Annotated in this window: 28 protein-coding genes; 13 read left to right on the top strand and 15 right to left on the bottom strand. The window is 41.4% G+C overall.

Translation table 11 applies throughout. The features are described from left to right. The first annotated feature begins 1 nt into the window (after position 1). A complete protein-coding gene (locus tag WAA86_RS03645; protein WP_337299620.1) occupies positions 2 to 1,891 on the top strand; it encodes a monovalent cation:proton antiporter-2 (CPA2) family protein in 1,890 nt (629 codons plus the stop codon). 248 nt (positions 1,892 to 2,139) lie between these two features. Here the strand turns inward: WAA86_RS03645 and WAA86_RS03640 are convergent, their stop codons facing one another. After that, positions 2,140 to 2,892 (bottom strand): acyl-CoA desaturase, encoded by a 753-nt coding sequence (locus tag WAA86_RS03640; RefSeq protein WP_337299619.1) that lies wholly within the window; start codon positions 2,890 to 2,892, stop codon positions 2,140 to 2,142. Between the two features lie 66 nt (positions 2,893 to 2,958). After that, entirely contained in the window at positions 2,959 to 3,528 is a 570-nt protein-coding gene (locus WAA86_RS03635) for a Crp/Fnr family transcriptional regulator (protein WP_337299618.1), read from the bottom strand. Positions 3,529 to 3,996: 468 nt separating this feature from the next. Here WAA86_RS03635 and WAA86_RS03630 point away from each other — a divergent pair, with 468 nt between their 5' ends. From WAA86_RS03630 to WAA86_RS03615, 4 genes are all read left to right on the top strand, one after another. Next, the gene (locus WAA86_RS03630; RefSeq protein ID WP_337299617.1) at positions 3,997 to 4,596 is read left to right on the top strand and encodes a DUF6642 family protein; all 600 of its coding nucleotides are present in this window, start codon (positions 3,997 to 3,999) and stop codon (positions 4,594 to 4,596) included. 673 nt (positions 4,597 to 5,269) lie between these two features. Beyond that, the gene (locus WAA86_RS03625) at positions 5,270 to 5,761 is read left to right on the top strand and encodes a MarR family winged helix-turn-helix transcriptional regulator (RefSeq protein WP_337299616.1); all 492 of its coding nucleotides are present in this window, start codon (positions 5,270 to 5,272) and stop codon (positions 5,759 to 5,761) included. Continuing rightward, positions 5,758 to 6,495, top strand: a complete 738-nt coding sequence (locus WAA86_RS03620; RefSeq protein WP_337299615.1) for a hypothetical protein — start codon at positions 5,758 to 5,760, stop codon at positions 6,493 to 6,495. Before WAA86_RS03625 ends, WAA86_RS03620 begins: the two co-directional genes overlap by 4 nt. Before the next feature lie 35 nt (positions 6,496 to 6,530). Continuing rightward, the gene (locus WAA86_RS03615) at positions 6,531 to 6,920 is read left to right on the top strand and encodes a RidA family protein (protein WP_337299614.1); all 390 of its coding nucleotides are present in this window, start codon (positions 6,531 to 6,533) and stop codon (positions 6,918 to 6,920) included. Between the two features lie 706 nt (positions 6,921 to 7,626). Here WAA86_RS03615 and WAA86_RS03610 read toward each other — a convergent pair. After that, a complete protein-coding gene (locus WAA86_RS03610; protein WP_337299613.1) occupies positions 7,627 to 7,971 on the bottom strand; it encodes a hypothetical protein in 345 nt (114 codons plus the stop codon). 197 nt (positions 7,972 to 8,168) lie between these two features. Between WAA86_RS03610 and WAA86_RS03605 the strand changes: the two genes are divergently transcribed. Then, on the top strand, positions 8,169 to 8,471 hold the full coding sequence (locus WAA86_RS03605) for an HPF/RaiA family ribosome-associated protein (RefSeq protein WP_337299612.1): 303 nt from the start codon (positions 8,169 to 8,171) through the stop codon (positions 8,469 to 8,471). A gap of 286 nt (positions 8,472 to 8,757) precedes the next feature. After that, on the top strand, positions 8,758 to 9,708 hold the full coding sequence (locus WAA86_RS03600) for a TerC family protein (protein ID WP_337299611.1): 951 nt from the start codon (positions 8,758 to 8,760) through the stop codon (positions 9,706 to 9,708). Between the two features lie 30 nt (positions 9,709 to 9,738). On the opposite strand, the gene WAA86_RS03595 is transcribed toward WAA86_RS03600, so the two are convergent. From WAA86_RS03595 to WAA86_RS03550, 10 genes are all read right to left on the bottom strand, one after another. After that, on the bottom strand, positions 9,739 to 9,987 hold the full coding sequence (locus WAA86_RS03595; RefSeq protein ID WP_337299610.1) for a phosphopantetheine-binding protein: 249 nt from the start codon (positions 9,985 to 9,987) through the stop codon (positions 9,739 to 9,741). A gap of 22 nt (positions 9,988 to 10,009) precedes the next feature. Then, positions 10,010 to 11,287 carry a beta-ketoacyl-[acyl-carrier-protein] synthase family protein gene (locus WAA86_RS03590; protein WP_337299609.1) on the bottom strand — a complete coding sequence of 426 codons (1,278 nt, stop codon included), beginning with the start codon at positions 11,285 to 11,287 and terminating at the stop codon, positions 10,010 to 10,012. Continuing rightward, positions 11,284 to 11,724 (bottom strand): 3-hydroxyacyl-ACP dehydratase FabZ family protein, encoded by a 441-nt coding sequence (locus tag WAA86_RS03585; protein ID WP_337299608.1) that lies wholly within the window; start codon positions 11,722 to 11,724, stop codon positions 11,284 to 11,286. The genes WAA86_RS03590 and WAA86_RS03585 overlap by 4 nt, the downstream gene beginning before the upstream one ends. 46 nt (positions 11,725 to 11,770) lie before the next feature. Next, the gene (locus WAA86_RS03580; RefSeq protein ID WP_337299607.1) at positions 11,771 to 12,568 is read right to left on the bottom strand and encodes an SDR family oxidoreductase; all 798 of its coding nucleotides are present in this window, start codon (positions 12,566 to 12,568) and stop codon (positions 11,771 to 11,773) included. 66 nt (positions 12,569 to 12,634) lie between these two features. Beyond that, a complete protein-coding gene (locus WAA86_RS03575; RefSeq protein ID WP_337299971.1) occupies positions 12,635 to 13,690 on the bottom strand; it encodes a type III polyketide synthase in 1,056 nt (351 codons plus the stop codon). After that, positions 13,687 to 14,412 carry a methyltransferase domain-containing protein gene (locus tag WAA86_RS03570; protein ID WP_337299606.1) on the bottom strand — a complete coding sequence of 242 codons (726 nt, stop codon included), beginning with the start codon at positions 14,410 to 14,412 and terminating at the stop codon, positions 13,687 to 13,689. Before WAA86_RS03570 ends, WAA86_RS03575 begins: the two co-directional genes overlap by 4 nt. Then, positions 14,409 to 15,578 (bottom strand): NAD(P)/FAD-dependent oxidoreductase, encoded by a 1,170-nt coding sequence (locus tag WAA86_RS03565; RefSeq protein ID WP_337299605.1) that lies wholly within the window; start codon positions 15,576 to 15,578, stop codon positions 14,409 to 14,411. The genes WAA86_RS03570 and WAA86_RS03565 overlap by 4 nt, the downstream gene beginning before the upstream one ends. Before the next feature lie 34 nt (positions 15,579 to 15,612). Further along, positions 15,613 to 16,305, bottom strand: coding sequence for an OmpA family protein (locus WAA86_RS03560; protein WP_337299604.1), 693 nt, complete (start codon positions 16,303 to 16,305; stop codon positions 15,613 to 15,615). 12 nt (positions 16,306 to 16,317) lie between these two features. Further along, positions 16,318 to 16,803 carry a lipocalin family protein gene (locus WAA86_RS03555; protein ID WP_337299603.1) on the bottom strand — a complete coding sequence of 162 codons (486 nt, stop codon included), beginning with the start codon at positions 16,801 to 16,803 and terminating at the stop codon, positions 16,318 to 16,320. A gap of 137 nt (positions 16,804 to 16,940) precedes the next feature. Beyond that, positions 16,941 to 18,917, bottom strand: coding sequence for an alpha-ketoacid dehydrogenase subunit alpha/beta (locus WAA86_RS03550; protein ID WP_337299602.1), 1,977 nt, complete (start codon positions 18,915 to 18,917; stop codon positions 16,941 to 16,943). Between the two features lie 127 nt (positions 18,918 to 19,044). On the opposite strand from WAA86_RS03550, the gene WAA86_RS03545 reads away from it, so the two are divergent. The 5 genes from WAA86_RS03545 (at position 19,045) to WAA86_RS03525 (ending at position 23,127) form a co-directional block, all read left to right on the top strand. Then, complete coding sequence (locus WAA86_RS03545) at positions 19,045 to 19,995, top strand: isopenicillin N synthase family dioxygenase (RefSeq protein WP_337299601.1); 951 nt, start codon at positions 19,045 to 19,047, stop codon at positions 19,993 to 19,995. A gap of 58 nt (positions 19,996 to 20,053) precedes the next feature. Further along, a complete protein-coding gene (locus WAA86_RS03540; protein WP_337299600.1) occupies positions 20,054 to 20,386 on the top strand; it encodes a translation initiation factor in 333 nt (110 codons plus the stop codon). 88 nt (positions 20,387 to 20,474) lie between these two features. Further along, positions 20,475 to 21,410, top strand: a complete 936-nt coding sequence (locus WAA86_RS03535) for a DUF1835 domain-containing protein (protein ID WP_337299599.1) — start codon at positions 20,475 to 20,477, stop codon at positions 21,408 to 21,410. Position 21,411: 1 nt separating this feature from the next. After that, positions 21,412 to 22,281, top strand: a complete 870-nt coding sequence (locus WAA86_RS03530; RefSeq protein WP_337299598.1) for a nucleoside phosphorylase — start codon at positions 21,412 to 21,414, stop codon at positions 22,279 to 22,281. Further along, on the top strand, positions 22,282 to 23,127 hold the full coding sequence (locus WAA86_RS03525) for a substrate-binding domain-containing protein (RefSeq protein WP_337299597.1): 846 nt from the start codon (positions 22,282 to 22,284) through the stop codon (positions 23,125 to 23,127). It begins immediately after the preceding gene. A 27-nt stretch (positions 23,128 to 23,154) separates the two neighbouring features. On the opposite strand, the gene WAA86_RS03520 is transcribed toward WAA86_RS03525, so the two are convergent. Both WAA86_RS03520 and WAA86_RS03515 read right to left on the bottom strand, forming a co-directional pair. Then, a complete protein-coding gene (locus tag WAA86_RS03520; RefSeq protein ID WP_337299596.1) occupies positions 23,155 to 23,592 on the bottom strand; it encodes a response regulator in 438 nt (145 codons plus the stop codon). Positions 23,593 to 23,672: 80 nt separating this feature from the next. Next, positions 23,673 to 24,338, bottom strand: coding sequence for a uracil-DNA glycosylase (locus tag WAA86_RS03515; protein WP_337299595.1), 666 nt, complete (start codon positions 24,336 to 24,338; stop codon positions 23,673 to 23,675). A gap of 49 nt (positions 24,339 to 24,387) precedes the next feature. On the opposite strand from WAA86_RS03515, the gene WAA86_RS03510 reads away from it, so the two are divergent. Beyond that, on the top strand, positions 24,388 to 26,559 hold the full coding sequence (locus WAA86_RS03510) for an endonuclease MutS2 (RefSeq protein WP_337299594.1): 2,172 nt from the start codon (positions 24,388 to 24,390) through the stop codon (positions 26,557 to 26,559). Positions 26,560 to 26,562 lie beyond the last annotated feature (3 nt).

Raw genomic sequence — 26,562 nt, 5'->3', positions numbered from 1 at the left:
TATGACCGGAAGTATACTCTTTGATGCTATAGTTTTTTTGGGGGGAGCAATCATCTGTGTCTCCATTGCCAAACGTTTAGGCCTAAGTTCCGTTTTAGGGTATTTGTTGGCCGGTGTACTGATAGGCCCCTATGTACTTGGTTTTATAGGTAAGGAAGGTGAGGATATATTGCATTTTGCCGAATTTGGAGTTGTAATGATGCTGTTTTTAATTGGACTGGAAATTGAGCCGAAAAATTTCTGGAATATGCGAAAAACCATTGTAGGGATGGGAGGAATCCAGGTGGGGGGAACCATCATCCTCTCCTATCTATTGTTTACGTTCTTGGGCTACGATTGGAAAGTAGCTCTGGTCATTGCCATGGCCGTTGCACTGTCCTCTACGGCCATTGCGATGCAAACGATAAAAGAAAAGGGCTTAATGGAAACCACGTTTGGGATCTCGTCATTTTCCATTTTACTTTTTCAGGATATCATTGTCATTTTTATGTTGGGACTTATGCCTTTACTATCAAATTCCGATGGTGTCACTTCTTCTGAAATAGGGGGCCAGCATACTAATTTATTGGATAATCTTCCTATAGGTCTACAGACATTGGCTATTATTTTATCTGTCTTTTCAATTATAGCCGCAGGGCGGTACCTTATTGTACCCATGTTGCGAAGGGTTGCAAAAACAGGAGTTAGGGAGTTATTGATTGCCGCTGCATTTTTAATTGTATTCGGTATTTCCTTCTTAATGGAGTTTGTAGGCTTAAGTCCGGCTTTAGGAGCCTTTCTAGGGGGTGTCGTACTATCAAATAGCGAGTTTAAACACGAACTTGAAAGCACGCTTGAACCCTTTAAAAATTTGCTGCTAGGTTTGTTTTTTATGGCGGTCGGTGCCTCCATCAACTTTATCGTGATTGCCAAAAGTCCGCTTACCATTGGTGGTATTTTATTGGCCATTGTTATATTAAAGGCGTTCGTTTTATTTATTACAGGTCGTATTTTTAGTTTAAAATTGGACCAAAAATTACTCCTGACCTTCGGTCTGGCCCAAATTGGGGAATTTGCATTTGTGGTACTGTCCTTTGCTTTTCAACTGAATATTTTGGGGCAGGAGCAAATGGATATGCTCTTGGTGATCACAGCCCTTACCATGTCCCTTACCCCAATTATAAGCATGATCAACGAGCGGTTTATCTTACCAAATATAGGAACCAAGGAATCCGTAAAACGTCCCATGGATCATATAGCAAAGTCCCAAAAAGTCATTTTGGTGGGTTTTGGCCATTTTGGAAGCACGGTTGGTCGCTTTTTACGCTCGCACGGCGTAGAAGCTACCATTTTGGACCAAGATTCCAATCGCGTTGATTTTTTACGTAAGATGGGCTTCGAAGTATATTACGGTGACGCCACGCGACGGGATTTATTGGAATCTGCCGGCATTGCAAACGCCAAAATATTGATCTGTGCCATTGATAATCCCAATGTGACCAAGCAGGTTGCCAAACTGGTAAAGGAAAAGTATCCTCATGTGGAATTGATGATCAGGGCAAAAAATAGGTATGATGCCTATGAGCTGCTGAATATGGGAATGGAGAACATTTACCGGGAATCGTTGGACACCTCCTTAAGTTTGGCCAAAGATGTTTTGAGCAAAATGGGCTTCAGAAAATATACCTTGAACAGGCAGGTGCAAAATTTCATCAAGTATGATGAAGAAAGTTTAAGACGATTGGCCTCAGAACCCAAAAGAGATGAAAACTACATTTTCAAAGCTAGGAAAGAACTTGAGGAACAACAGAGATTAATGGAGCAAGATTTTGACAGGGGTATTACGGCATTTGATCCCCATTGGGATAGTGAACAAATTAGAAAAGCGCTCAATAACAATCAAAATAAATAATTGGGCAGCTTGATGCAGGTGTTTGCTCCAGGGCATTCAAAAAACAATAAAAGCCGTGTCCATCAACTTCGCTAATCCCAGTGCCCGCCTATTCCAGAACCATGGCAAACTGTCCCTTGGAACAAATTATCGATTCTAGGGAAATCTCGGGCGACAGAATTCCAACTTAAAAGATAAGTATAACTGTCCGTCTGATCGGAGTACAGAGCCAATCCCGATTGCTATTGGGAGGTACTTACCGTATTTTCCTATGAAATCATTTTCGATCTAACCTTCATTGGTTTCAAGTGGATGAGCCCTAGAGTATCCAGGACCCTGATAATCAAATAGGTCACATCAATCTCATACCACTTTACGCCAAAATTGGGATTGCTGGCATGCTTATGGTGATTGTTATGGTACCCTTCGCCCATCATTAAAAAATCGAAACGGAAAAGGTTTTTGCTCGTGTTTTTCATGGTGAAATTCACATAGCCATAGATATGGCCAAACCAATTGATGATCACCCCATGTATAGGGGCCATTAAAAAGGTCAAGGGCAGTAACAACCATTGCCACCATGCAGTTGCAAAAAAGGCAAAGAAAAAAATGTAGGCGGTTATCCATAGCAAACGTGACAATCTGGAACCTGCAAAGAGGTCAAATCCTTTCCATTGGGGCACGTTTTTGGTAAACCGTGCATCCACGGCAATACGTTGGGTATTGATATCCTGATAAATCGTTTTAGTCTTCCACATCATGGCGAACAAGTTGGGGTCATGGGAAGGGGAGTGGGGGTCCTGTTCTGTATCGGTATAGGCATGGTGCATGCGGTGCATAATACCATAACCATAGGCACTCAAATAGCTTGGACCTTGAAAGATCCAGGTGAGGACAAAGGTTATCCGTTCCATCATTTTTGACATCGTAAATACCTGATGGGCCGCATAGCGGTGCAAAAAGAAAGACTGAAAAAACAATCCCCCGTACCAAAGCAATAAAACAAAAATTAGGATCAGCATTTTTTTTCTGCAAAGGTAAATTGGCCTTTGTATGGAAACAATGAACCCAAATCAATAAAATGCCTTTTACAGACGTTTTCTAATTCTGCTCAACGCTTGGGAGGTAACTCCGATATAGGAGCTTATGTATTTAAGGGGAATTACTTTTAAGAGTTCTGGGCGCTCTTTAAATAAATTCACATAACGTTCTTCTGCCGATAGGTTCAATAGGTTCTGCTCGCGTTTAGATTTGATCAAAAAGAGGCGTTCTGCAGTCAATCTGCCAATTAGATTACCTATTTGTGTGGTCTTATAGACCAATTGCAGATCATCATAGGTAATGCTCCAAAGGGCGGTATCTGTAAGGGCCTGTAGCTGATATGCCGAAGGAGTTTGTGTGAGGAAAGAATCGTAGGCACTGATAAACTGATCCTTGAAACTAAAGCCAAAGGTGATCTCCTTGTCCGGATTATCCTTGGGAATGTACAGACGAACCACACCAGATTCTATAAAGGAAATATGGTTTTCTATTTCGTTGACCTTTAGAAAAACCGATTTCTTTGCAATCTCCCGTCGCTGTAATTTGGAAATAAAAAAATCCCAATCCTCGTTGGAAATGGTTGCTATTTGATCTAAGTATGCTTTTATCTGTTGCAAGAAGTCTAACCCTTTATAATGAGCTGCAAAGATAAGGATTCGATTCCCAGAAGTTGAAATTTTATGTCAGTTCGAACGGAGTCGAGAATTAGGTTCACTTTTTGAAGATGTCAGTTCGAGCGGAGTCTAGAACTACTGCCGTATTTTCCCATGTCTGATGCTGTCGGTTCGAGCGGAGTCTAGAACTACTGCCGTATTTTCCCATGACTGAATCAGTCAGTTCGAGCGGAGTCGAGGACCACTGCCGTATGTTCCCATGACTGATGCTGTCGGTTGAAGCGGAGTCGAGAACTAATCCAAGTTGGTCACATTCCTGAAGCTATAAGTTTGAGCGGAGTCAATCACCTAGGTACAGCTATCGGAGGGAGGGCAACATATGTGTTGTACGGAATATTAAATCAAAATGCTGAAAAGAACAGAAGAGTTACAGTAATTTTGTGTTATTGTACTTTATTTAAATTCAGAAGCTTGTTAGAGAAAAGAACACAATTACCCCAAGAGCAATATAATGATGCAGATTATTTCATTTATTGTTTGGAAGGGGTTCAGGAAATAGAAACGGACAAGGTTACGGAAGCACAGCAAAACTTGGAACAATTGGCCGTGAAATATGGCATTGCAAGTATCTATAAAACGTGCGATACCATTGAAGGACTGGAAGACAGCTTAAATGCACTGGTCTTGGATGATCATAATTTTAAAAACTATGAAATAATCTACTTGGTTATGACTGGGGAAGCAAATAGTATTTGTTTAAATGACTACTACTATAGCTTACAAGAAATTGCAGAAATTTTTGAAGGATCGTTAAAAGGAAAGATTTTACATTTTTCGAATGCAAAAATCCTGGATTTAGACGAGGAGGAAGCTCAATATTTTTTGGATATCACTGGCGCAAAAGGGGTTTCGGGCTATGGTAATGGATTTAATGGAATAAGCAGCTCAAATCTTGATATAGCATTCTTTAACTTATTTAAAGAAGATGACAATATGTTGGATGTTGTAGAAGAATTGCACCAAAGACATTACAATGTCTGCAAATTACTGGATTTTAGAATGTATTATTAATGCCAGAGAGATTAAAAATTATTATTCCAGTAAAACAGCTTTGACATACGCGCAAATGAAATTAGCCAGTGGCAGATTAACTTTTGGTGGCGGGTTGATGCGGCTGTGATGATATAGAACACATACGTGTTTCATATTCAGTCTTTGGTTGCAAGATTTTCTTTTACATAATACCTAACGAAATAGATTCCAGTAAAACAGCTTTGACATACGCGCATAGGAAATTAGCCAGTGGCTGATTGCCTTTGACGGCGGGTTGATGCGGCTGTGATGATATAAAACACATACGTGTTTCATATTCAAGCTTTGGTTGCAAGATTTTCTTTTACATAATACCTGACGATATAGACCTAAAGGTGCTATATCTGGTATTATGCAAAATAGCGGAGCTATACGAAAATCCTGCTATACGCTGTTTTACATTATAGATATATTTGTTCTATAATGTACCGCGTTATGTAACTTGAGCTTTGGTAAAAGCGAAAGTTGTTACTACAGTTTCTTTAAAAAATTCATTCTAAAAGTTTCTTCTGCGATGTTAATGGAACACTTTTTATGCGATGACGTAGGAGGGAAGCGTAATGTGTGTGGAATGGTTATAGTGAAATATATTTAATCAACTATGTAGTTGACTAACTATATTTTATTATATTTACAAATACAATCAAGGAAAATGGAAAGAGACTATATTAAAGAGCTTGGTTACAAAGCATTAGACAATCGGTTAAAGCGCATTAGTGATAGAATGTCTCATGATACAAGAAAATTTTTTAAGCAAATTGATTTGGATGTTGAACCAAGTTGGCATTTAGTATTCAAGTTATTAAAAGAAAATAAGGCACTAACAATGGTCGAAATAGCTGAACAGTTAGGTTATACGCATCCATCAATGGTTGTTATGCTTAAAAAGATGGCGACTAAAGGTTATATAGCTTCTGAAAAAGATGCAGTTGATAAAAGAAAACAAAATATTAAACTGACTCAAAAATCTGTTGATCTACTTCCTGAATTAGAACAAATATGGAGCAGTTGCGAGGATGCTATATTTAAAATGTTAAATGAAGATTTAGCTATACTTAAGCATCTTGATGACATTGAAACATCATTAAAATCAATTCCATTTAATGAACGTTTTTACAACGAATATAAAAGACAAAAAATATGAAAACACACAGTATAGTTGAACAAAAGAGTTCAGAGTTATCAAGGAGAGGAATGATTAGAACTCTGGGGCTGGGGTTGAGTTTCGCAGCACTTCCTTCTTTTATGTCATCAGCAATGACTGAGGTATCCATAGATGCTTTAGATCCTGGCGAATTCATCATACCCGTTCAGGAAAGAGAATTAATGGAAATGCAAAAATTTGTAGAAGACTGTATTACTGCCAACAAAGAATCAAATGCGCAAGACGCTGTTAATGAAGTTTTAGCCATAGCAGTTTCCAATCATAAAAATGTTTTAAAAGCAATTGGAGAACCAACTGAAGCTGGTTTGAAAGTATTTCTTAGGTCAAAAGAATTAACCATTTTTGCAGCAGCATGGACACCACAAATGAACCTAATGCCTCACAACCACCATATGTGGGCAAATATTGGTATCTATACAGGTAGAGAAGATAATATTCTTTGGGAACGAACTAATGAAGGTTTAGTGGCAAAAACGGCAAGTTGCTTATTTACTGGTGATGCTGCTAAACTAAATACAAATGCCATCCATTCTGTAACAAATCCATTGCCGAGATTCACAGGAGGACTTCATATTTATGGAGGTGATTTTTTTGCTACTGAACGTAGTCAATGGGATCCTGAAACTTTGGCAGAAGAACCGTCAAATGGAGATGTAATTCGTGAAATTTTTAGAAAAGCAAACGAACAAATGAAGCGAATGAAGAACGATTAATGTTTTTTTTAACACATAACTTCAATAAATAACAAATGAAACGAAAATTAATATCAGGAGGAAGTCCTTATGAAGACATTGTAGGATTTAGTCGCGCAGTTCGTGTTGGACCATATATTACAATTGGAGGAACTGCACCTATTGATTCAGATGGAAATACGGTAGGTGTTGGTGATATTTCGATTCAAACCAAACAATGTTTAGAAACTATTAAAATAGCTTTAGAAAAAGCAGGGTCAAGCTTAAATGACGTCGTTAGAACACGAATATTATTAACTAATATAGAAGATTGGGAAGCTGCTGCCAAAGTAAGAGCGTCTTATTTTAAAACTATAAAGCCTGTTGATACAATCATGCAAGTATCTCGTTTTATTAATCCAGATTGGTTAATTGAAATTGAAGCAGATGCTATAGTGGCCTCATAAAATTTTGGTAAAACAATAAGGTGAAGAGAGCGTGCATATTTTAGGGGTTTAGCAATATAGTTTATTAAGAGTTTCAATTATACAAGGGATTTCAAGATAATGTTAACGAGTTGAATGTTTCCTAAAATATAGCGAATGAGCCGTTAATTGTTTCCAAAATTATATGCAGCCTTGAATTTTTGTTTCTTTTGTTTCAAGACAAAAGATAATGAAACATTAAAAAAAAGGATTAATTGAAGTTCTAAACATAACAAGTGCATAGAATTTTATTTTTCTTAAAATTTATGCTCTTGTGGCAATCCACGAGAATCTCGTGAAATTTTTTATTACGTACATTTTTATCGAATACGCGATTTTTAATAAGAGCAAAATGGTTAGCTTTTATTTTGGCGTTGGCAAGCGTTGGATAATTGTGAGTAAAATAAATTGCCAGAGCAATTTGATTTTATAAAGCAATCGAACGCTTGGTAGCGGCTATTTTACATAACGACTAATTATAGATACAAATTAATAGAACTGTGCGTAGCACACCGATTTTTAGTTTAATGACCCAAGTTCCAATTATTTTAATGAAAACGAATGCTTCTGGGATATTTTACATAGTTTAGAATTATAGCTATCAAATGGCTAAACTATGCTAAACAATAAATATTGACATTTGTTCTATAATTTATATTATGTAAAATAGAATTATGGGAAATGGTGGTTAGCCCACAAATCGGATCGGATTGCGGTAACCTTCCACTCGTCTCTGAAGTTCGTTGAATTCCAATAACTGTCTGCGAATTCTACCCAAACTAACTTTTTGGTGCTCCTCCTCGCTAAGGATCCCTGAAATAATTTCAAGATTTGATCTACGGAGTTCCTGTATCCGCATCTTTAATTCCGACAGTTCCTCAAAACGTGCATACGTTTTTGGTTCACATCTATAACAACATAACAGTTTGTTTAACTGTACAAGATCTCTATTGTTTCTTTCCAATCGCAAAATACTGGTGCTTCTGCTTGAAACTCTTCGGTCCGGATGATCGTGAAAATGTGCTGTTGTCATAACTACTGGATTTAGGGTTTGGCGGGAGAACTTTATATTCCCTATTAAGTTATGCATTTTTTTTTAACCCTAATACGTGTAATTATAACAAAATCAGACTTTAACGTTTTGACATCCTAAATTTTATGTTTACCTTAATTAAAAATATTTGCTTTCTTTATTTTACCTCTTTACCTTAAACAAAAATTATAATAATTATGAATATAAACTTTGAATATGATGGTGTAAAAGCCAGCGAACGTTTGGAAATATTTGCTGGCAAAAAAGTAGACAAGTTATTGGACAAATATGATTTTATAATTCGTGCCGATGTTTTCTTTAAAACCGAGAATACCTCTTCCCCAGATACGGGAATGATCTGTGCCATTCGATTGAGTTCCCCAGGACCACGCTTGTTTGCCGAGTCGAGCAATGGTAGTTTCGAGGCCTCAATAGCCAATACCATAGACGATTTGGAACGACAATTGAAAAAACGAAAGGACAAGATCAAAGCACACTAAGCCCAGGAACACCAGTACCTTGGACTTTAGAAGGAAACAACTCCTTCAAAATACAATAAAGAAAACAAAGATTTTTACCTAAAAATGGGTCTGTAGTAAACTGCAGACCCATTTTTAATACCGTAGGACAACTACCATACAATATCTTCTTCCCATCAGCTATTTTCGCGCCAACAAGGAGCTGTTAATTACTACAATAACAACCTTATACCACCGCTAATTTATTTTACTTTTTTGATACAAAATATAAAATGATGATTAGCTTTGTGATCCTAAAAAAATCGCTATGTTGATCTGGATTGCTTTTATCGCTCTAATTTTGGTTTTCCTCGCACTGGACCTTGGTGTATTCCACAAAGATGAACATGTAATCCAAACCAAGGAAGCTGCCATATGGACCGCCATTTGGGTAACCGTGGCCATGGCCTTCAGCGGTGTGATCTACTGGCTCTTCGCCGGCAACCATATCGCCAATCCTACAGACCTAGCACCAGATAAAGCTGTAATTAAATATATCACAGGGTATTTAATAGAACTCTCCCTTAGCGTGGACAATGTTTTTGTCATCGCCGTGATCTTTTCATCCTTTAGTATTCCCCCCTTGTACCAACACCGCGTATTGTTCTGGGGTATCTTAGGGGCCATCGTGTTTAGAGCCCTTATGATTGTTTTTGGGGTAGCCCTGATCACCAAGTTCGATTGGGTCATTTACGTCTTTGGGGTGTTTCTTTTGTATACCGCCTTTAAAATGCTAAAATCTGACGATGAAGATTTTGACCCCCGAAAATCCTTTATTTTCAAGCAGATCAAAAAAATATTTCCGATCTCTACCAAAATGCATGGACACGATTTCTTTATCAGAAAGATGGGAATCAGGGCCGCAACACCGCTATTCGTGGCACTTATTGTCATAGAGCTTACAGATATCCTCTTTGCGCTGGACAGTATTCCTGCTATCCTGGCCATTACCGCAGACCCATTTATCGTATTCAGTTCCAACATCTTTGCCATCCTCGGACTTAGATCTATGTACTTTCTAATCTCAAGAATGTTGGAAAAATTCAGGTACATCAACTATAGCCTTGTGGTGATCTTGGCTTTTGTAGGCATCAAAATGCTATTGTCCCACCATGTGGAATTCCCGGAATGGCTTTCCTTGGGCGTTATCGCCATTGCCTTGATCGGGGGGGTGACCGCATCCATGATGCTTGCACCAAAAGAGGTGAAACCGGAATAAAAACCGATTCCTTTCTATTAAATAATTGGATCAGGAAGCTTTGAGCTTGTTATCTATGATGGCCAAGGCATCCTTGACGGTCTTCATTTGGTCCATATCCTCATTTTCCAAAACGATATCAAAGGCATCTTCCACATCCAGGACAATGTCAACCAAATTGGCAGAATTGATGTTCAACTCATTGATGAAGTGACTCTCCGGGGTGATATCTTCTACCGTTACATCTTCCGGTAGATAAATTTTTATGATCCCTTTTAACTGCTCGTAACGTTCTTCCATATAAATATTTGATCGGTAATTCTTATTCGTTTTTATAAGCCCTAAAAATAACACAAGCATTTACATCCCCAAAGCCAAAACTGGCCTTCGCCAGAATTTCTGCTTGGTGGTCTATGGTTTCCCTAGGTATTTTGTCGGCGTCCACTATTTCCAAGATCTCCGGATGGATATCCTCACAATTGATATTTCCAAAGACCTTCCCTTCCTTAAATTGCAAAAGGGCCGCAACACATTCAATACTGCCCGCTGCCGCCAAACAATGCCCCATCAATCCCTTGAAGGAATTTACCAAAGGAAAATCCCTTCCCGAACGCTCCAGGGCGGCACTCCAGTTTTGGATCTCTGTGGCATCCTTCCCTGTTGCCGTAAGATGCCCATTGATCACATCAATATCCCCTTTCTGAATCCCTGCACTTTCCACAGCTTCCACAATGCAGCGCTGCACCGCTTCACTATTAGGGGCAGTCATGGTACCCGATCCCCTTTGTCCCCCACTGTTCACCGCTCCCCCAAGCACTTCCCCATAAATATGGGCCCCACGATCAAGGGCATTTTCCAAGGATTCCAGTACTAGGGCCCCTGCCCCACTCCCGGGCACAAAGCCGGCCGCCGAGGCACTCATGGGCCTACTGGCATTCTCAGGATCTTGATTATAAGCATTGGGTAAAATACGCATGGCATCAAATCCGCCCCATACATACGGTCCACTATCACTACAGCTTCCGGTTAGTATTCTGGTAGCCTTACCGGCCACAATGCGCTCATAGGCCATTAAAATGCCCTCAGTGCCGGTGGTACACGCAGAGGAATTGGTGGTCACTTGGTTGCCACATCCCAAAATACCCCCTAAATAGGCACTGATACCACTGGCCATGGTCTGCATCACGGAAGTACTTCCCAACCTGCGGGTACTGCCCCCATCTATCAGCTGGATGGACTCCCGAAACTTGTCGACCCCCAAGATACCGGTTCCAAAAATGATACCACTGTCCCAATCCGGAGTTTCCTTGGGTGCCATATCCAATCCTGCATCTTTCCAGGCATCCATACCGGCCATCACCCCATAAACAATACCGCTGGCATTCAATCCCCGCTGTTGCAAAGGATTAAAGTATTGGTTTATATGATCTTGTCTAAGAATTGGCTTTCCAGCTACTTGGCATGAAAATTTCAATGTTTCCAATTCTTGCTGGAAGGCGATGCCGCTACGCCCTTCCCTTAACGATTTGCCAAAGTCTTCCAACCCTACGCCGTTTGGTGCACAGACCCCCAGACCCGTCACCACTACTCTCTTTTTCATGCTTTATCCAATTTTATCATTCCGGCCAATACACCTTTACAGACCAACTCCCCTTTACTGTTATGCATACGCACTTCACATTTGAGCTTTTGAAACCTGAAATAGATCTTTTTGGAGGTCACCATCACGGTTTCATTAGGAAATACAGGGAGCAAAAATTCCATTTCACTACTGCTCAATCCTAATTTTATTATTGAAGTATCACTTTCATTAAGGACATATAAACCCAAGCAAACCAATCCTATCTGCGCACAACATTCTGTAAGAATTACCCCTGGGGTCACCGGGCGCTGCTTGAAATGTCCCTTAAAAAAATACATGTCCTCCAAAAAAGTAAATTCCCCCACCACTCCATCTTCGGTTACACGGTGCAGTCGATCCACGAACCGGAATTCCGGGCCATATGGCAATTGATCTATGATTTCTTTATACTCCATTTAAACTATTGTGCCTTGTCAGATTTGATTTCTTATTTGCTCGCCGCTAACGCAAACTTTCTCCCCCATCTACCTTCAGTACCGTCCCCGTGATCCATTTTGCCTCATCCATGGTCAACAGATATACGGCATTGGCCACATCTTCCGCAGTCGTCAAGCGCCCACTGGGGTTGCGCTTCAGGGCATTCTCCTCCAGTTTTTCGCTTCCCGGGATCATATGGAAAGAATTGGTCAGGGTTATTCCTGCCTGCACGCAATTGGCCTTGATGCCCTTGGGTGCAAATTCCAAGGCTATATTCCTTGTAATAGCCTCCAAAGCTGCCTTTGCGGCAGAAACGGCGGCGTAGTTCTCCCATGCTTTAGAATTGCCCTCACTGGTGAAAGAAACAATCCTGGCATCTTCAGCAAATAAATCTGCCCCCACCAATGCTTTGGTCCAATCGTACAAACTAATGGCCATGGCATCGATGGTGAGATGAAAATCCTGATTGCTCAAAGCTGTTCCATCAGCGGACTGCATGGGCTTTAAATTCCCTTTGGCAATACTATGGACCAGCACTTTTACCTTCCCATTTTGCCCCATTTCTTCATAGATTTCCTTTATAGTAGCTGTTCTGCGCTCCAAATTGGTAGCATCTATATGGTACGATTTTAGCTTAATTTTATTTAAAGCAATGCTTCGGAATTCGTTTTCAATAGTCTGGAAATCAATCTTTCTGTCTCTATGAACTACTAAAATGTTAAATCCATGCCCGGCCAGTTTTTTGGCGGTGGCCAGACCCAAACCACTACTACCGCCCAAGATCAGGGCCCATGCTTCTTTTGGCTTTATATTTTTGTCCATATTCCCTTTTTCCTTAAGCTCATTTTTGTTCTTTTTTTTACTTGTAACGACATCCCAGAATAAACGCTACCATTCCAGCAAAACGCGCTGTGCAGAAAATCCGGGGCCAAAACTCAGGATCAGCCCTTGCTCACCAGCTTCAATTTCCTTCTCCAAAAAACGTTCCAGCACATACAGTACCGTTGCACTGCTCATATTGCCATACAACCTTAAAACCTCCCTGGTATCGTCTATATTTTTACCCAAGGCCCCAAACAGGTCCTCTACCGTCTGTACTATTTTTTTCCCTCCGGGATGAAAGATCAAATGACTTACATTCTCAATGGATGAGCCATGGCGAGCCAAAAAAGGATGTACAATATCCGGAAAATGACTTGCAATAGTCTCGGGTACTGCGGGGTCCAGGATCATTTTCAACCCATGATTGGTAAGATCAAAACCCATCATCTGGGTGGCGTACGTAAAATGGTACATCTCCCCTCCCACTATCTTTGGCCCAACGGCATCCTCTTCCGAAGACAATAACACACAAGCGGCCCCATCACCAAAGATCGCGGCACTGACCATATTGGCCATGGAATAGTCGTTCAGCTGAAAAGTGGCGGTCGGGCTCTCCACAGCAACCAGCGCAACGCGTTTCCCGGGATTGGAACGCAAAAAATTATGGGCATAGATCAGTCCCGATACCCCTGCGGCACAGCCCATCTCAGTCACCGGGAGTCGCACCACATCTTGGCGCAGCCCCAGATCATTGATGATGTAGGCGTCCAAGGAAGGTATCATGATCCCCGTACAGCTTACTGTAATGATATAATCAATGCTATCGGTTCCCCAGGTGGCAGCGGACAGGGCATTTTGAAGCACCTTAGTACCTAGCTTTTTGACCTCCCTGACGTAAATGGCATTTTTTTCTTCAAAAGAAGTGGCCGTAAATACCTCCTCCGGCGCCATGATACTGTAGCGCTTGTCCACCGCTGCACCCTCGAATATTTTCAGGACCTTGCGCCTGAACCGCTCTTCCTGGTCGCCCAACCACATTTCCACAAGTGGCAATATATCCTTGGTTTCCCTACTATAATCCGGTAATTGTTTGCTTACTGCTGCAATCCTAACGTCATTCATTTGCTCTCTTGGGGTCTGTTTGTTCTCATAAGCCATAAATATCTAAAGGCCCATTTATATTGTACCGAGTGGTATGCATGTGGGATATTTTGGGCAAAAGCCAACAACTCCTGCCTTTTAAATCCGCTTTTAATAGATATCAGTCCATCCAATTTTCCTATTTCGGTTTTTATAAAAATAACACTAAACATTTTAAATAGATAGTACGCCATCCTACTTCTTTGAAGGTCATTGACAACTACGCCTAAATTTGCCAATTTCACGAACTGCTTTAAAAAAATAGGGATCTGGCTATCGCCAAAATGATGCATGGTAAGGGTACAGAGCAATATGTCGCATTGCAGAGCGCCTGCGTCAATTTTCAATATGTCCTGCCTCAGAAAACTGATTTCAGGGTAGTCTTTTGACAACTCTCTACCTATTTGAATTCCCTTTTCGCTTAAATCGATGCCTATCAATGCAACATCCACACCCTTTTTACGATAATAATCGGCCACCTCCCGCAACATTTGTCCGTCTCCACAGCCCATATCAACTATGGTATAGGTTCCTTGGGGGTTTTCATGGATCAATTGATCAATGGCCCTGATCGTGATCCTATTGCCATTGAGCAACCGGTTTACACGGGAAATATCATCCAACACTTCCCGAAGCACATCTTCGGGAACATGGGGGTCATCCATGAGCTCTGGATCCGTATTCCTGTAGGTGGTATCTATCATATGGCCATGGGATTTCCGTGCGTACTCTTGATTATCTCGTTCAGAACCCAAGGAGCACGGCCCACTGCTCCCAGTGCCCATTTGGACATCTTGGGGTTCAGCAACAAGGATTGCAGCCTTCTCCCCATCCACAATCGATGCCGAAAGGCATCGTTCCAGGCCAATTGGTATTCCTGCTCCATTTGTATCCTGCCGTACGATCTATCGTTCAAAAACTGGGATACCCGCTCCGCAGCTATTTTTGCGCTATTGATAGCCATAGCCATTCCATTACCGCATAGGGGATGTATCAATCCCGCAGAATCCCCACACATTAGGACATGGTTTTCTATTGCCTTTTTTTTGTCGAATGAAATTTGGGCGATGCTCAATGGCACATCGAACAAGGGCTCCCCTTCCCTTAAAAAACGATTTAAAAAAGGATTTTGGGAAACTACATGAGCATTGAAACCATCGATATTCTTTTCTTGTTTGAAACTTTCGTAGGTGGTGAGATAACAAAAATTGACAGCCCCGGTCTCCGTTTTGGATAGTCCGGCATAACCGCCCCTAAAATTGTGCAGGGCTACCAGGTTATCCGTAAAATCCGGATATTGGTAGTGTGCCTTGACCGCCAACCAGGTCGATTTATTTTGTGTGAATTCCCGCTTCAAATGCATATCTAGCCCACTGCGCTTACCATAGGCTCCCAATACCACTGATGAGGCAAAACCTTTCCCCATATTTGAGGTCACCTCAAAAGCATCATTTTCATAAAGCACCTGATCCACAGTTTCAAAAATAAAATCCACGCCCTCCGATTTCGCCTTTTGATACAACAGATCATCAAAAGCGTATCTGCTTATCCCTATGCCTCCCAAGGGAAGTCTAGTGGTGATGGACTGCCCATTCACCAAGGAGAATTGCAGGGTATCAATTTGTGCCACATGGTATGGGGCCAAAGGAACATCCAAATACTCCAGATAGGGCAAAACCTCATTGGAAACATACTCCCCACAGACCTTGTGATGGGGATATTGATGTTTTTCGAGCACCAAAACGCTTTGTCCATTTTTTTTGAGATGCAAGGCCGCGGTAAGTCCCGCCAAGCCGCCACCAATGATTATAACGTCGTATGCTCCCATGGTTGGAAGATACTTATTATAAATAAAAAATCCCGCTACCATGAGCGGGATTTAATTCAAAAAATATCAATATTGATTATCCTTTCGTCTTATTGATGGCCTCTTGTTTTAAGGCCTCGTTGGCAATGATCACCATTTCTACCCTACGGTTTTTGGCTTTGCCCTCGGCAGTTGAATTGTCCGACTTCGGCTGGTTCTCACCATACCATTTTGCAGTAAGCCTACTTCTACTGATTCCTTGTGATGCCAAGTAATTGGTCACAGATTGTGCACGTTGTTGCGACAGTGTCATATTATATTCGTCACTACCTGCACTATCGGTATGTCCTTCTACCAAAATATTGGTATCTGGATATTCCTTAAGAACACCGGCCAACCTATTTAAGGTTTCTGCAGATGCTCCCTTAACCGCTGACTTATTGGTATCAAAATAAACACCTGCATCTTCGTTAAAGGTAACATTGATCCCTTCTCCTACCCTGGTCACTTCAGCACCAGGAATTTCGGTCTCTATACGCTCGGCCTGTTTGTCCATTCTATTTCCGATATAACCTCCGGCAGCACCACCAACAACGGCGCCAATAATGGCTCCAAGGGCAGTATTTCCTTTACCTACATTATTACCGATAACTCCACCTACAGCGGCACCACCGGCAGCACCGATTACGGCACCTTTTTGGGTTTTGTTCGCATTTTTTACGGTACTGCAACTAACAACAACGGTCAGCGCTAGTACAAATAATATACTTTTTGTAATTCTATTTTTCATTTTAACTCGATTTTACTTTTTAGTGAATTGATAAACTACGCTAACAGGTGATCCGTTCACAGAAACATCCGATTTTAGGGTCATGGCCTGTGGGCTCAAACTAACAATATCCAAACGGTAACCATAACCACCACTGATATCCTTGTTTTTGGCGTTGATGGATTTGAATTGTAGCTGATTGGAAAGCCCCTCCCTTTCTACTACGGACCATTTAATATAACGGTCGCCACCTGCACAAAGACTACCACTTGGAATGGTGTAGCGTCCCGTACTGTTATTGTCCCTAAAGAACCATTCACTGTTCTTAAAACAGATATCCTTGGCATCATTGAAGAGCAAGGAAGAAAAGGTTCCTGTATTGTTCTCATAGGAAATGTTGTTCAAGGACCAGGTCCCGCTCAACGTGTTTCTTTGATCCCGCACCTCCTTGGAAACGGAGCAGGATGTCATTAAAAGTGCCGAAACGGCAAATAATAATAAAAATTTTTTGTTCATCATTTAGGGTTTAATTTAACATATATACGTTGAAATACTCCAAATAGGTTTCGCCATGTTCACCATGTACAAAACCTTTTGCAAGGTCGTGATTTCAACGTGCAATATTAGTTCAAAAACATCTATTACTATCGCAATCGCTAATATTCCAATAACTCCTTGATAGCCAATGAAAAACGCTCTTTGGGAAGGTAGTTTTGTTCCAGTTTTTTGGCAAAAGGGATTGGGGTATCCAAGCTGCCGACCCTTTTTACGGGTGCATCCAGATATTCAAAGCAGTTTTCCATGACCATGGCCGAAATATCACTGGCCACGCCCCCAAAAAGGCTGTCTTCCTGCAGGATGATAAGTTTGGCAGTTTTTTTGACAGAGGCATAAATAGTATCCATATCCAAAGGCTGCAGCGTGCGCAAATCGATCAGGTCGGCATTTATTGCAGGTTGATTGTCCAATAGTTCCAGGGCCCAATGCACGCCTGCCCCATAGGTGACTATGGTAATATCGGCCCCACTTCTCAATAGTCCGGCCTTTCCCATGGGCAAGGTGTAATAATCATCGGGGACATCCTGGTACATACTCCTATAAAGGGCCTTGTGCTCGAAGAAGAGCACCGGATTTGGGTCGTTGATGGCCGATGCCAAGAGGCCTTTGGCATCATAGGGAAAGGCAGGATACACCACTTTTAATCCTGGCGTCTTGGTAAACCAGGCCTCATTGGTCTGGGAATGGAAGGGTCCGGCGCCTACCCCGGCACCACAGGGCATTCTGATGACCACATCGGCATGCTCCCCCCAGCGGTAGTGCGACTTAGCCAGATAATTGACTATAGGATTGAAGCCAGAGCTCACAAAATCGGCGAATTGCATTTCCACCATGACCTTCATCCCATTGATGGAGAGGCCCATGGCCGTGGATATGATGGCAGATTCACAGATGGGGGTATTTCGTACCCTGTCCTTTCCGAAAGCATCTACAAAACCCTCCGTAATTTTAAATACCCCTCCGTAATCGGCAATATCCTGCCCCATGAGCACCAAATTTTCATGTTGCTCCATGGACTGCCTCAAACCCTGTGAAATGGCATCGATAAGTCGAATATTGGAAACCTTTTGGCCCGGAGAAACCTCTTTGTGGTCATAAGGTTTATACACATCATTTATTTCAACCGCCGGATCCAAAGGAATTTCATCTTCGTTGAAGGCCATCTGTAGATGTTCGTCAATTTCTTGATGGATCCTTTCCGTGATCTGGGCAATGGAGCCGTCATTCAATACGCCTTCGGAGACCAGAAATTTTTCGTAGTTGCTTATCGGATCTTTTTTGGCCCATTGGTCCATCAATTCCTGGGGAACATATTTGGTACCACTGGCCTCTTCATGGCCGCGCATTCTAAAGGTCTTGAATTCCAAAAGTACCGGTCTGGGATTGGTACGCATACTTTGACAAAGGGCATCAACCTTTTCGTATACCTCCAATATGTTGTTGCCATCCAAGATATGGGACTCCATGCCATAACCGATCCCTTTATCCGCTAAATTCTCGCATTTATATTGTTCGTTGGTAGGCGTGGAAAGGCCATAACCGTTATTCTCTATACAAAACAAGACCGGAAGGTTCCATACCGAGGCCACATTCAGGGCTTCGTGAAAATCCCCTTCACTGGTAGCTCCCTCCCCTGTAAAAACGGCCGTAACCCATTTTTCCCTTTTTAAGATATTGGCCAAGGCAATTCCATCGGCTACCCCCAATTGAGGGCCCAAATGGGAGATCATCCCAACAATCTTGTATTCCTGGGTCCCAAAGTGAAAACTTCGGTCCCTGCCCTTGGTAAAACCACTTCCCTTGCCCTGCCATTGCGCAAACAACCGATACAAAGGAATGTTCCTAGAGGTAAAGACCCCAAGATTACGGTGCATGGGCAAAATATATTCCTCTTCTTTCAATGCCGAGGTCACCCCAACGGCAATGGCCTCCTGCCCAATTCCACTGAACCATTTGGATACCTTCCCCTGTCGCAATAAAATGAGCATTTTTTCCTCTATCAATCGAGGTTTCATCATTCTTTCGTAGAGTTTTAACTGGGTATTTTTACTGGTTGTTGTTGGTTGATATTTCATAATAATATAACGTTGCGATCCAATATTGGGTTAAATGTAACGAAAGGTTGTAACAAAAAGGAATGTTTTCTTATCCGATAACCCTAATTAATTTACTAAATTTGAGGTGCTAATTTAATTTTTGGTCATGAGCGGAATTCCAAGTGTAAATCTTCAAGATTTCTTATCTGAAGATAAAAATAGAAATGAAAAATTCATCAAAGAGATAGGGAGCGCCTTTGAAGATATCGGATTTGTTGCCCTAAGCGGACATTTTTTGTCCGATGAACTCGTTAAGAACCTATATGATGAGGTCAGAAACTTTTTTAACCTGCCCCAAGAAGTAAAGGATTCCTACGAAATTCCCGGTATTGGTGGCCAACGGGGATATACCTCTTTTGGCAAGGAGCATGCAAAAGGAAAGAAAGAAGGGGATCTAAAAGAATTCTGGCATTTTGGCCAATATGTTGAGGACAACCCAAAATTGGAGGCTGAATATCCAGAGAACGTGATTGTAAAGGAGCTTCCCAATTTTAACGTCATTGGCAAAGAAACCTTTAAAATGCTTGAAAAAACAGCAAAATATGTCCTTAGGGCCTTGGCTTTGCACTTAGGGCTAGAGGAAACCTATTTTGATGATTATATCAAAAATGGAAATTCTATCCTTAGACCTATCCATTATCCGCCCATAACTTCTGAGCCGAAGAATGCCATTAGGGCAGCAGCTCATGGCGATATCAATTTGATCACCCTTTTGATGGGGGCTCAAGGTAAAGGGTTGCAGGTAATGAACCACCAAGGTGAATGGGTGGATGCCATTGCCCAACCCAATGAATTGATGATCAATGTTGGGGATATGCTTTCCAGATTGACCAACAATAAATTGAAATCTACCATACACCAAGTGGTAAATCCTCCTAGGGAACTTTGGGGCACCTCTAGGTACTCCATTCCTTATTTCATGCACCCGGTGAGTGATATGCCCCTCAACTGTTTGGACAATTGCGTTGACGCTGAAAATCCAAAACAATATGAGGATATTACAGCAGGAGAGTTTCTACATGAAAGATTGATAGATCTTGGATTGATTAAAAAATAGTAATCATACCTCCCTGAACAAGGGAGGTTTTTTATGACCTTTCAATACCTTAATAAAGATGGACTTAAAAGACCAGCTCAAACATTTATTTCCCGATCATACCCCTTCAGAAGAAGAGGAAGCAAACACGTCCAATGATGATGGAATTTGGTTGCAGGAGGCACCAATGATCTGCAAGTATGAAAAACGAAAAGGCAAACCTATCACCATTATTGAGGGCTATACCGGAGCCGATGAGGATTTTAAGAAATTGGCCAAAGAATTAAAGACGAAACTGAGTGTTGGCGGTACCTTTAAGGACGATTCCATAATTATCCAAGGAGATTACCGTGACAAAATCATGGCTATTTTAAAGGAAAAAGGGTTTAAAGTGAAACGCGTAGGTGGTTAATTTGTGTTAATTACCTTTCAGATTTTTATTAAAAATGTTACCTTTAAAAGAATAAACAAATGACAGATTAACACCTAACAAATTTCCAATGAGCACCTTATTGCACATAACAAATGGCGATATGCTGACCCAGCGGTTAAATTCACTCGATCTCAAGGGTGAAATAATCACTTGGAGGGAGATGCTTTGTGAGGGAAAAACCCTTACCTCGGTAGGGAGTGAATCTTTTTGGAAAACGCGTTTTGAATTTCTGCACAAAACCTACAAAATATCAAAAACCAGGTTTATAGACCAAACCTTAAAGGAATACCGATCTCTTTGTAATCACAAACAACAAGATCAAATTGTGTTGTGGTTCGATTATGACCTGTTTTGCCAGATAAATATGTTGGCTGTGATCAGTTGGTTAAAGGCCTATAGAAGACATGCCGAAATTTCTTTGGTTTCCAGTGGATCCTATGTGCCAGGCGAGGCAATACCCAAGAGTTTTTCGGAAATGGAGAACAAGGATCTTATGCTCTTGTACGGTCAGCGTAAAACACTAACCCAGGACGATATAGAATATGCCGATTACATTTGGCAACTATACTGTAGCAACAATCCCATTCGACTGGAAAATGTCAAAGATTTCAGCAATTATCAGTTCGATAACCTTTCCAATGCCATAGCGGCCCATTTAAAGCGATTCCCAAGTATTAAAAACGGCCTGAACGAAGTGGAGAACCAGGTATTGAAAGTGGCGTTGGAACAACATCCAGATTCTAAAAAGGAACTGATATCACTAATTTTAAAAAATCAAGGAATCTATGGCTTCGGAGACACCCAATACGATAGGGTCATTTCGAAAATAAAACCCTTATTTTCATCTTTTTCCCCAGTAAAACTTACCACTAATGGTGAAGGGATTTATAAGGGAAAAACCAATTATTATTCCGCTATTAGAGAAAATGATGAATATCTCGGTGGCGCATTGAAATACAACTTCCTATATAATTCGTCTACGGACCGAATTCTAAAATTATAGCATGCAACTTAGTCCATCTGAATTTATCTTAAATGCAGACAACAGCATTTATCACCTTAATTTATTGCCTGAAGACATCGCAAAAACCATCATTACCGTGGGTGATCCCGATCGTGTACAGGAAGTATCCAAATATTTCGATACAATAGAAATCAAAAAAGGCAAGAGGGAATTCTATACCCATACCGGTACCTTGAACGGCAAACGGATTTCGGTCATATCCACTGGAATTGGTACGGACAATATCGATATTGTCTTCAATGAATTGGATGCCTTGGTCAATATAGACTTTCACACTAGAAAAATAAAGGCAGAACTAACAAAGCTGGACATCATCAGGATTGGAACCTCAGGGGCCATACATGCCGATATTCCGGTGGATTCTTTTCTGATGAGCGAATACGCCATTGGCTTTGACAGCTTATTGCAGTTTTACGATAGCGGCCATGTGCAGCACCCAGAAATCCAAAAGGCCTTCATGGAACATACAAGGTGGTTTGAGCATAAATCCACTCCCTATGTGGTCAAATACGATGAGGATCTTGGCTCTAAACTTAAATCTGACAAAATTCTTTTGGGCTTTACCGCCACCAATGTCGGCTTTTATGGTCCACAGGGAAGAAAATTACGTCTGGATACCCAAGACAATGCCTTGAACGGAAAACTTGCGGCCTTCAGATACAACGATCTCAAAATCACGAATTTGGAAATGGAGACCTCTGGCATATACGGCCTGTCCAAACTTCTAGGGCATCGGGCAGTTTCCATGAACTGTATTTTGGCCAATAGAAGCAACGGGGAATTTTCCAAAGACCCTGCAGGATCAACAGAACGACTTATAAAATACACCTTAGAAAAGATTACCCAATAAATGAAAACCGTAAAGATCATAGGTGTTCCCGAACACTTTAATTTTCCATGGCATTTGGCCATGGAAGAAGGAGCCTTTGAAGAGCGTGGAATAGATCTTCAATGGACCGATGTTCCAGAAGGAACTGGTAAAATGTGCCAGATGCTCCAAGAAGGCAGTGCCGATCTTGCCATTATCCTAACGGAAGGGATCGTAAAGAGCGTCGTGGAAGGTAATCCGGTGAAAATTGTACAGAAATATATAGAATCTCCCTTGCTATGGGGCATTCATGTCGGTGCCAAGAGCAAGTATAAAGATATTAAGGACTTAAAGAATACCAAGGCGGCCATCAGCAGATATGGTAGTGGCAGCCACCTAATGGCCTATGTCCATGCCCAAAACAACCAATGGAATACCCAAAAATTGGAATTCGAGGTTATCCATAATTTGGATGGAGCGGTTACCGCACTGACCCAAGGTACTGCCGATTATTTTATGTGGGAACACTTTACCACAAAACCTTTGGTAGACCAGGGTGTTTTCCGAAGAATCGGAGACTGCCCTACCCCGTGGCCATGTTTTGTGATCGCAGCCACCGACCAGTTTTTAATGGCGCATAGAAATACGTTGGGACATATTCTGGAAGTCATCAACCTTTACACGGAGGAATTTAAAAGCATTCCAAGTATCGATAGGAATCTGTCCAACGCCTATGAACAGAAACTAGAGGATATCAAAGAATGGCTGTCCATTACAGCATGGAGCCAATCCCAGCTACATGCAAATACTCTTTTAGAGGTTCAAGAGAAATTAAAGGCATTGGGGTTGATAGAAAAGGTAGTTCCTAAAGAGAAAATACTGTATTAAGTAGACCGTAAAACAGGAACAATAGGGTTAATGTTGTTTTTCGGTAAAGTGTTTCTCTACAATTTCCAATAATTTTTCGTCTGAGAGCGGTTTTTGGACATACTCCTTGATCATCGGGTTATTACTTGCCCTAATGATATCCCTTTCATCCTCACTCATGGTAGTGACCACGATGGTAATATTCTTTTTGATCTCTTTGGAATAGCGATCCGTATAGGCATCCAAAAATTCCCACCCATCCATTACGGGCATATTGATATCCAGGATAAGTAGACATGGAATAAAAGAATTTTTCCCCATGGAACTTACGCTCATCTCATCCAATAAGTCCAACGCATCCTTTCCATCAACAGCAGAATAGACCTCTACGTCCAAGGGAAGGTTACTTATAAAAACCTTATTGATAAAAGTCGCAGAGGCGTCATCATCAACCAGTAAGACAGATTTTATAGAGAATGGACCCACACAGATTTTTTATTAGAATATAATCTCTAAGTTAATTAATTCGCTGATAATAGAAAAGAATTTTTAAAATATTCGATAAATCACCAAGTAATAGTTGCTTTTTCGGCATCGGATAAAACCTCGTTGCACTTGCTAAAATGACGGTTTCCAAACCAATATCCTCTATTGGCGCTCAAAGGTGATGGATGTCCGGACAATAATACCTTATGTTTGGCAGTATCTATCAATTTCGCCTTCTTTTTGGCAAAACCGCCCCAAAGTAAAAAGACGACATTCTCATGACCTGCCGAAATTTTTTGGATCACCGTATCTGTAAAGGTTTCCCATCCTTTTTTCTGATGGCTCCCAGCCTCATTTGCACGAACGGTCAACGTAGCATTCAATAAAAGCACTCCTTGCTTTGCCCAATCCTTCAAGTTACCACTGATAGGGTACGGTTTTCCTAGATCAGCCTGCATTTCCTTAAAGATATTGATCAATGACGGCGGATGCGCCATACCGTCCTGTACGGAAAAACACAACCCATTGGCCTGATTTGGTCCATGATAGGGATCCTGCCCTATAATGACAACTTTGGTTTCCTCGAACGGACAGTTATGAAAAGCGGCAAAAATATCCTCCCATTCGGGATAACAGGTATACTCCTTATATTCTCGCTCTACAAATTGGAGTAAATTTGAAAAATAAGACTTGTTAAACTCTTCGTAAAGCTGTTCCTTCCAACTGGGATGCATATTGATGTTCATATAAAAAAGGCCTACTTTTGTAGTGCCAAATTTAGGGCTTTACATTGCTATGAACAACATTCAAAAAAAAACACTACAAGATTTAGAATTTTTTACTGTTTTGGACCAACTTTCCCTACGATGCAATACAGAACTGGGAAAGGAAAAGGTATTGACCGTTGTTCCGCTGGACAGTAAGGAGGGTATTCTGACCAGTCTTGGACAAACCTCTGAGTACCTGGCCTCTTTTACCAATGACAACCGAGTTCCCAATCACGGTTTCGATGCGATATTCCATGAATTGAAACTCCTCAAAATTGAAAACACCAGTCTTGAGGTTACCGGATTTAGAAAAATTGGCAATATCTGCAATACCGTGACCACTCATATTAAGTTCTTCAAAAAGTTCAAGGACTATTACCCCTTATTGTACAAATCATCGGAGGAAATAGAACTGAATTCGGATATCCCTGCCCAAATCGATATGGTGATCGATCGTTTTGGAGAAATCAAGGACAATGCTTCGGAGAACCTAAAGCTGATCAGGCAGGAAATCAATTTTGTAAAAGGAAAAATAAACCAAAGTTTTGGATCTGCCCTGAACACCTATAACGCTTCAGATTTTTTGGATGAGATCCGGGAATCCGTCGTGGAGAACCGTAGGGTGCTGGCGGTCAAGGCCATGTACCGAAAAAAGGTTAAGGGAGCGGTCATGGGTTCGTCCAAAACCGGAAGTATCGTTTATATAGAACCTGAGGCTACCTTGAAATACAGCAGGGAGCTGAACAACCTAGAGTTTGATGAGACCGAGGAAATCAAAAAAATCCTCAAGTATCTCACGGACCACATAAGACCTTACGGCCCGCTTTTACGCACCTATCAAGAGTTTTTGACCGATATGGACATTACTGCCGCCAAGGCCAAATACGCCGTGGATACCAATGCGGTGATGCCAGAAGTCAGTACCGAAAAGAAAATGCACCTCAGGGATGCCTATCATCCCCTCTTGTATCTGAGCAATAAAAGGAAGAACGAAAAGACTTTTCCACAGACCATTTCACTATATCCGGAAAATAGGATTATTGTGATCTCAGGTCCCAATGCCGGAGGAAAGAGTATCACGTTAAAAACCATAGGCCTACTGCAGGTCATGGTTCAAAGCGGCATGCTCATCCCCGTCCATGAACGCAGCACGGTTTGCCTGTTCGATAAAATTTTGACCGATATTGGCGATAATCAATCTATTGAGAACCATTTGAGCACCTATAGTTATCGCCTTAAAAATATGAACAGCTTTTTGCGCAAATGCAATGATAGCACCCTATTCCTTATTGACGAATTTGGAACGGGGAGCGATCCAGAACTTGGTGGGGCGTTGGCAGAAACATTCTTAGAGGTGTTTTACGAGCGCGGAGCCTACGGAGTGATCACCACCCATTATTCCAACCTTAAAATGCTGGCCAACGAATTACCGGAAATGACCAACGCGAATATGTTGTTCGATTCAAAAACTCTAGAACCCACCTACCAATTGGTTTTGGGACAGGCAGGAAGTTCCTTTACCTTTGAAGTGGCACAAAAAAATGGAATTCCCTATAGTCTGATCAATAAGGCCAAGAAAAAAATTGAAAGGGGAAAGGTTCGTTTCGATGCCACGATCGCCAAGCTGCAAAAGGAAAGGAGCAAAATGGAAAAAACCGGATCCCAACTAAAGGAAGAGGAATCCAAAGCAAGGGAGGAAGCCAAACGATTGGAGGACCTCAATTCCAAGATCAAATCCAAATTGGAAAATTACCAAGAGCTTTACGACCATAACCAACGTATGATCTATTTGGGCAACAAACTCAATGATGCTGCCGGAAAATACTTTCAGGACAAAAAGAAAAGACCATTGGTTTCCGAGTTGTTGCGCATCGTAGAAACGGAGAATAGCAAGCGCAAAAAGAAGAGCGTCAAGGAGGTCAAAAAAGAAAAACAGAAAAAGGTGGAAGTAGCCCAAGAATTGGAGCAGAAAATAGTGCAGGTCAGAGAGGAAAAGAAAAAGGAGAAAAAAAAGGCCATAGTCCAGGAAAAAAACAAACCAAGGCCCGTTTTCAAAATAGGAGACCGAGTACGTTTACAGGATGGCAAAGCCGTTGGCAGTATTGATAGTCTGGAAAAAAATAAGGCCGTGGTGAACTACGGTCTGTTCACAACAAATGTAAGTGTAGATCAATTGGAACTGGTACAGGCCAGCAAGTAACTT

It is taken from the genome of Sediminicola sp. 1XM1-17 (assembly GCF_037203765.1).
Taxonomy (GTDB): domain Bacteria; phylum Bacteroidota; class Bacteroidia; order Flavobacteriales; family Flavobacteriaceae; genus Sediminicola.
The sequence above is the reverse complement of the archived record's forward strand: the minus strand, read 5'-3'. Positions and strand labels throughout refer to the sequence as shown.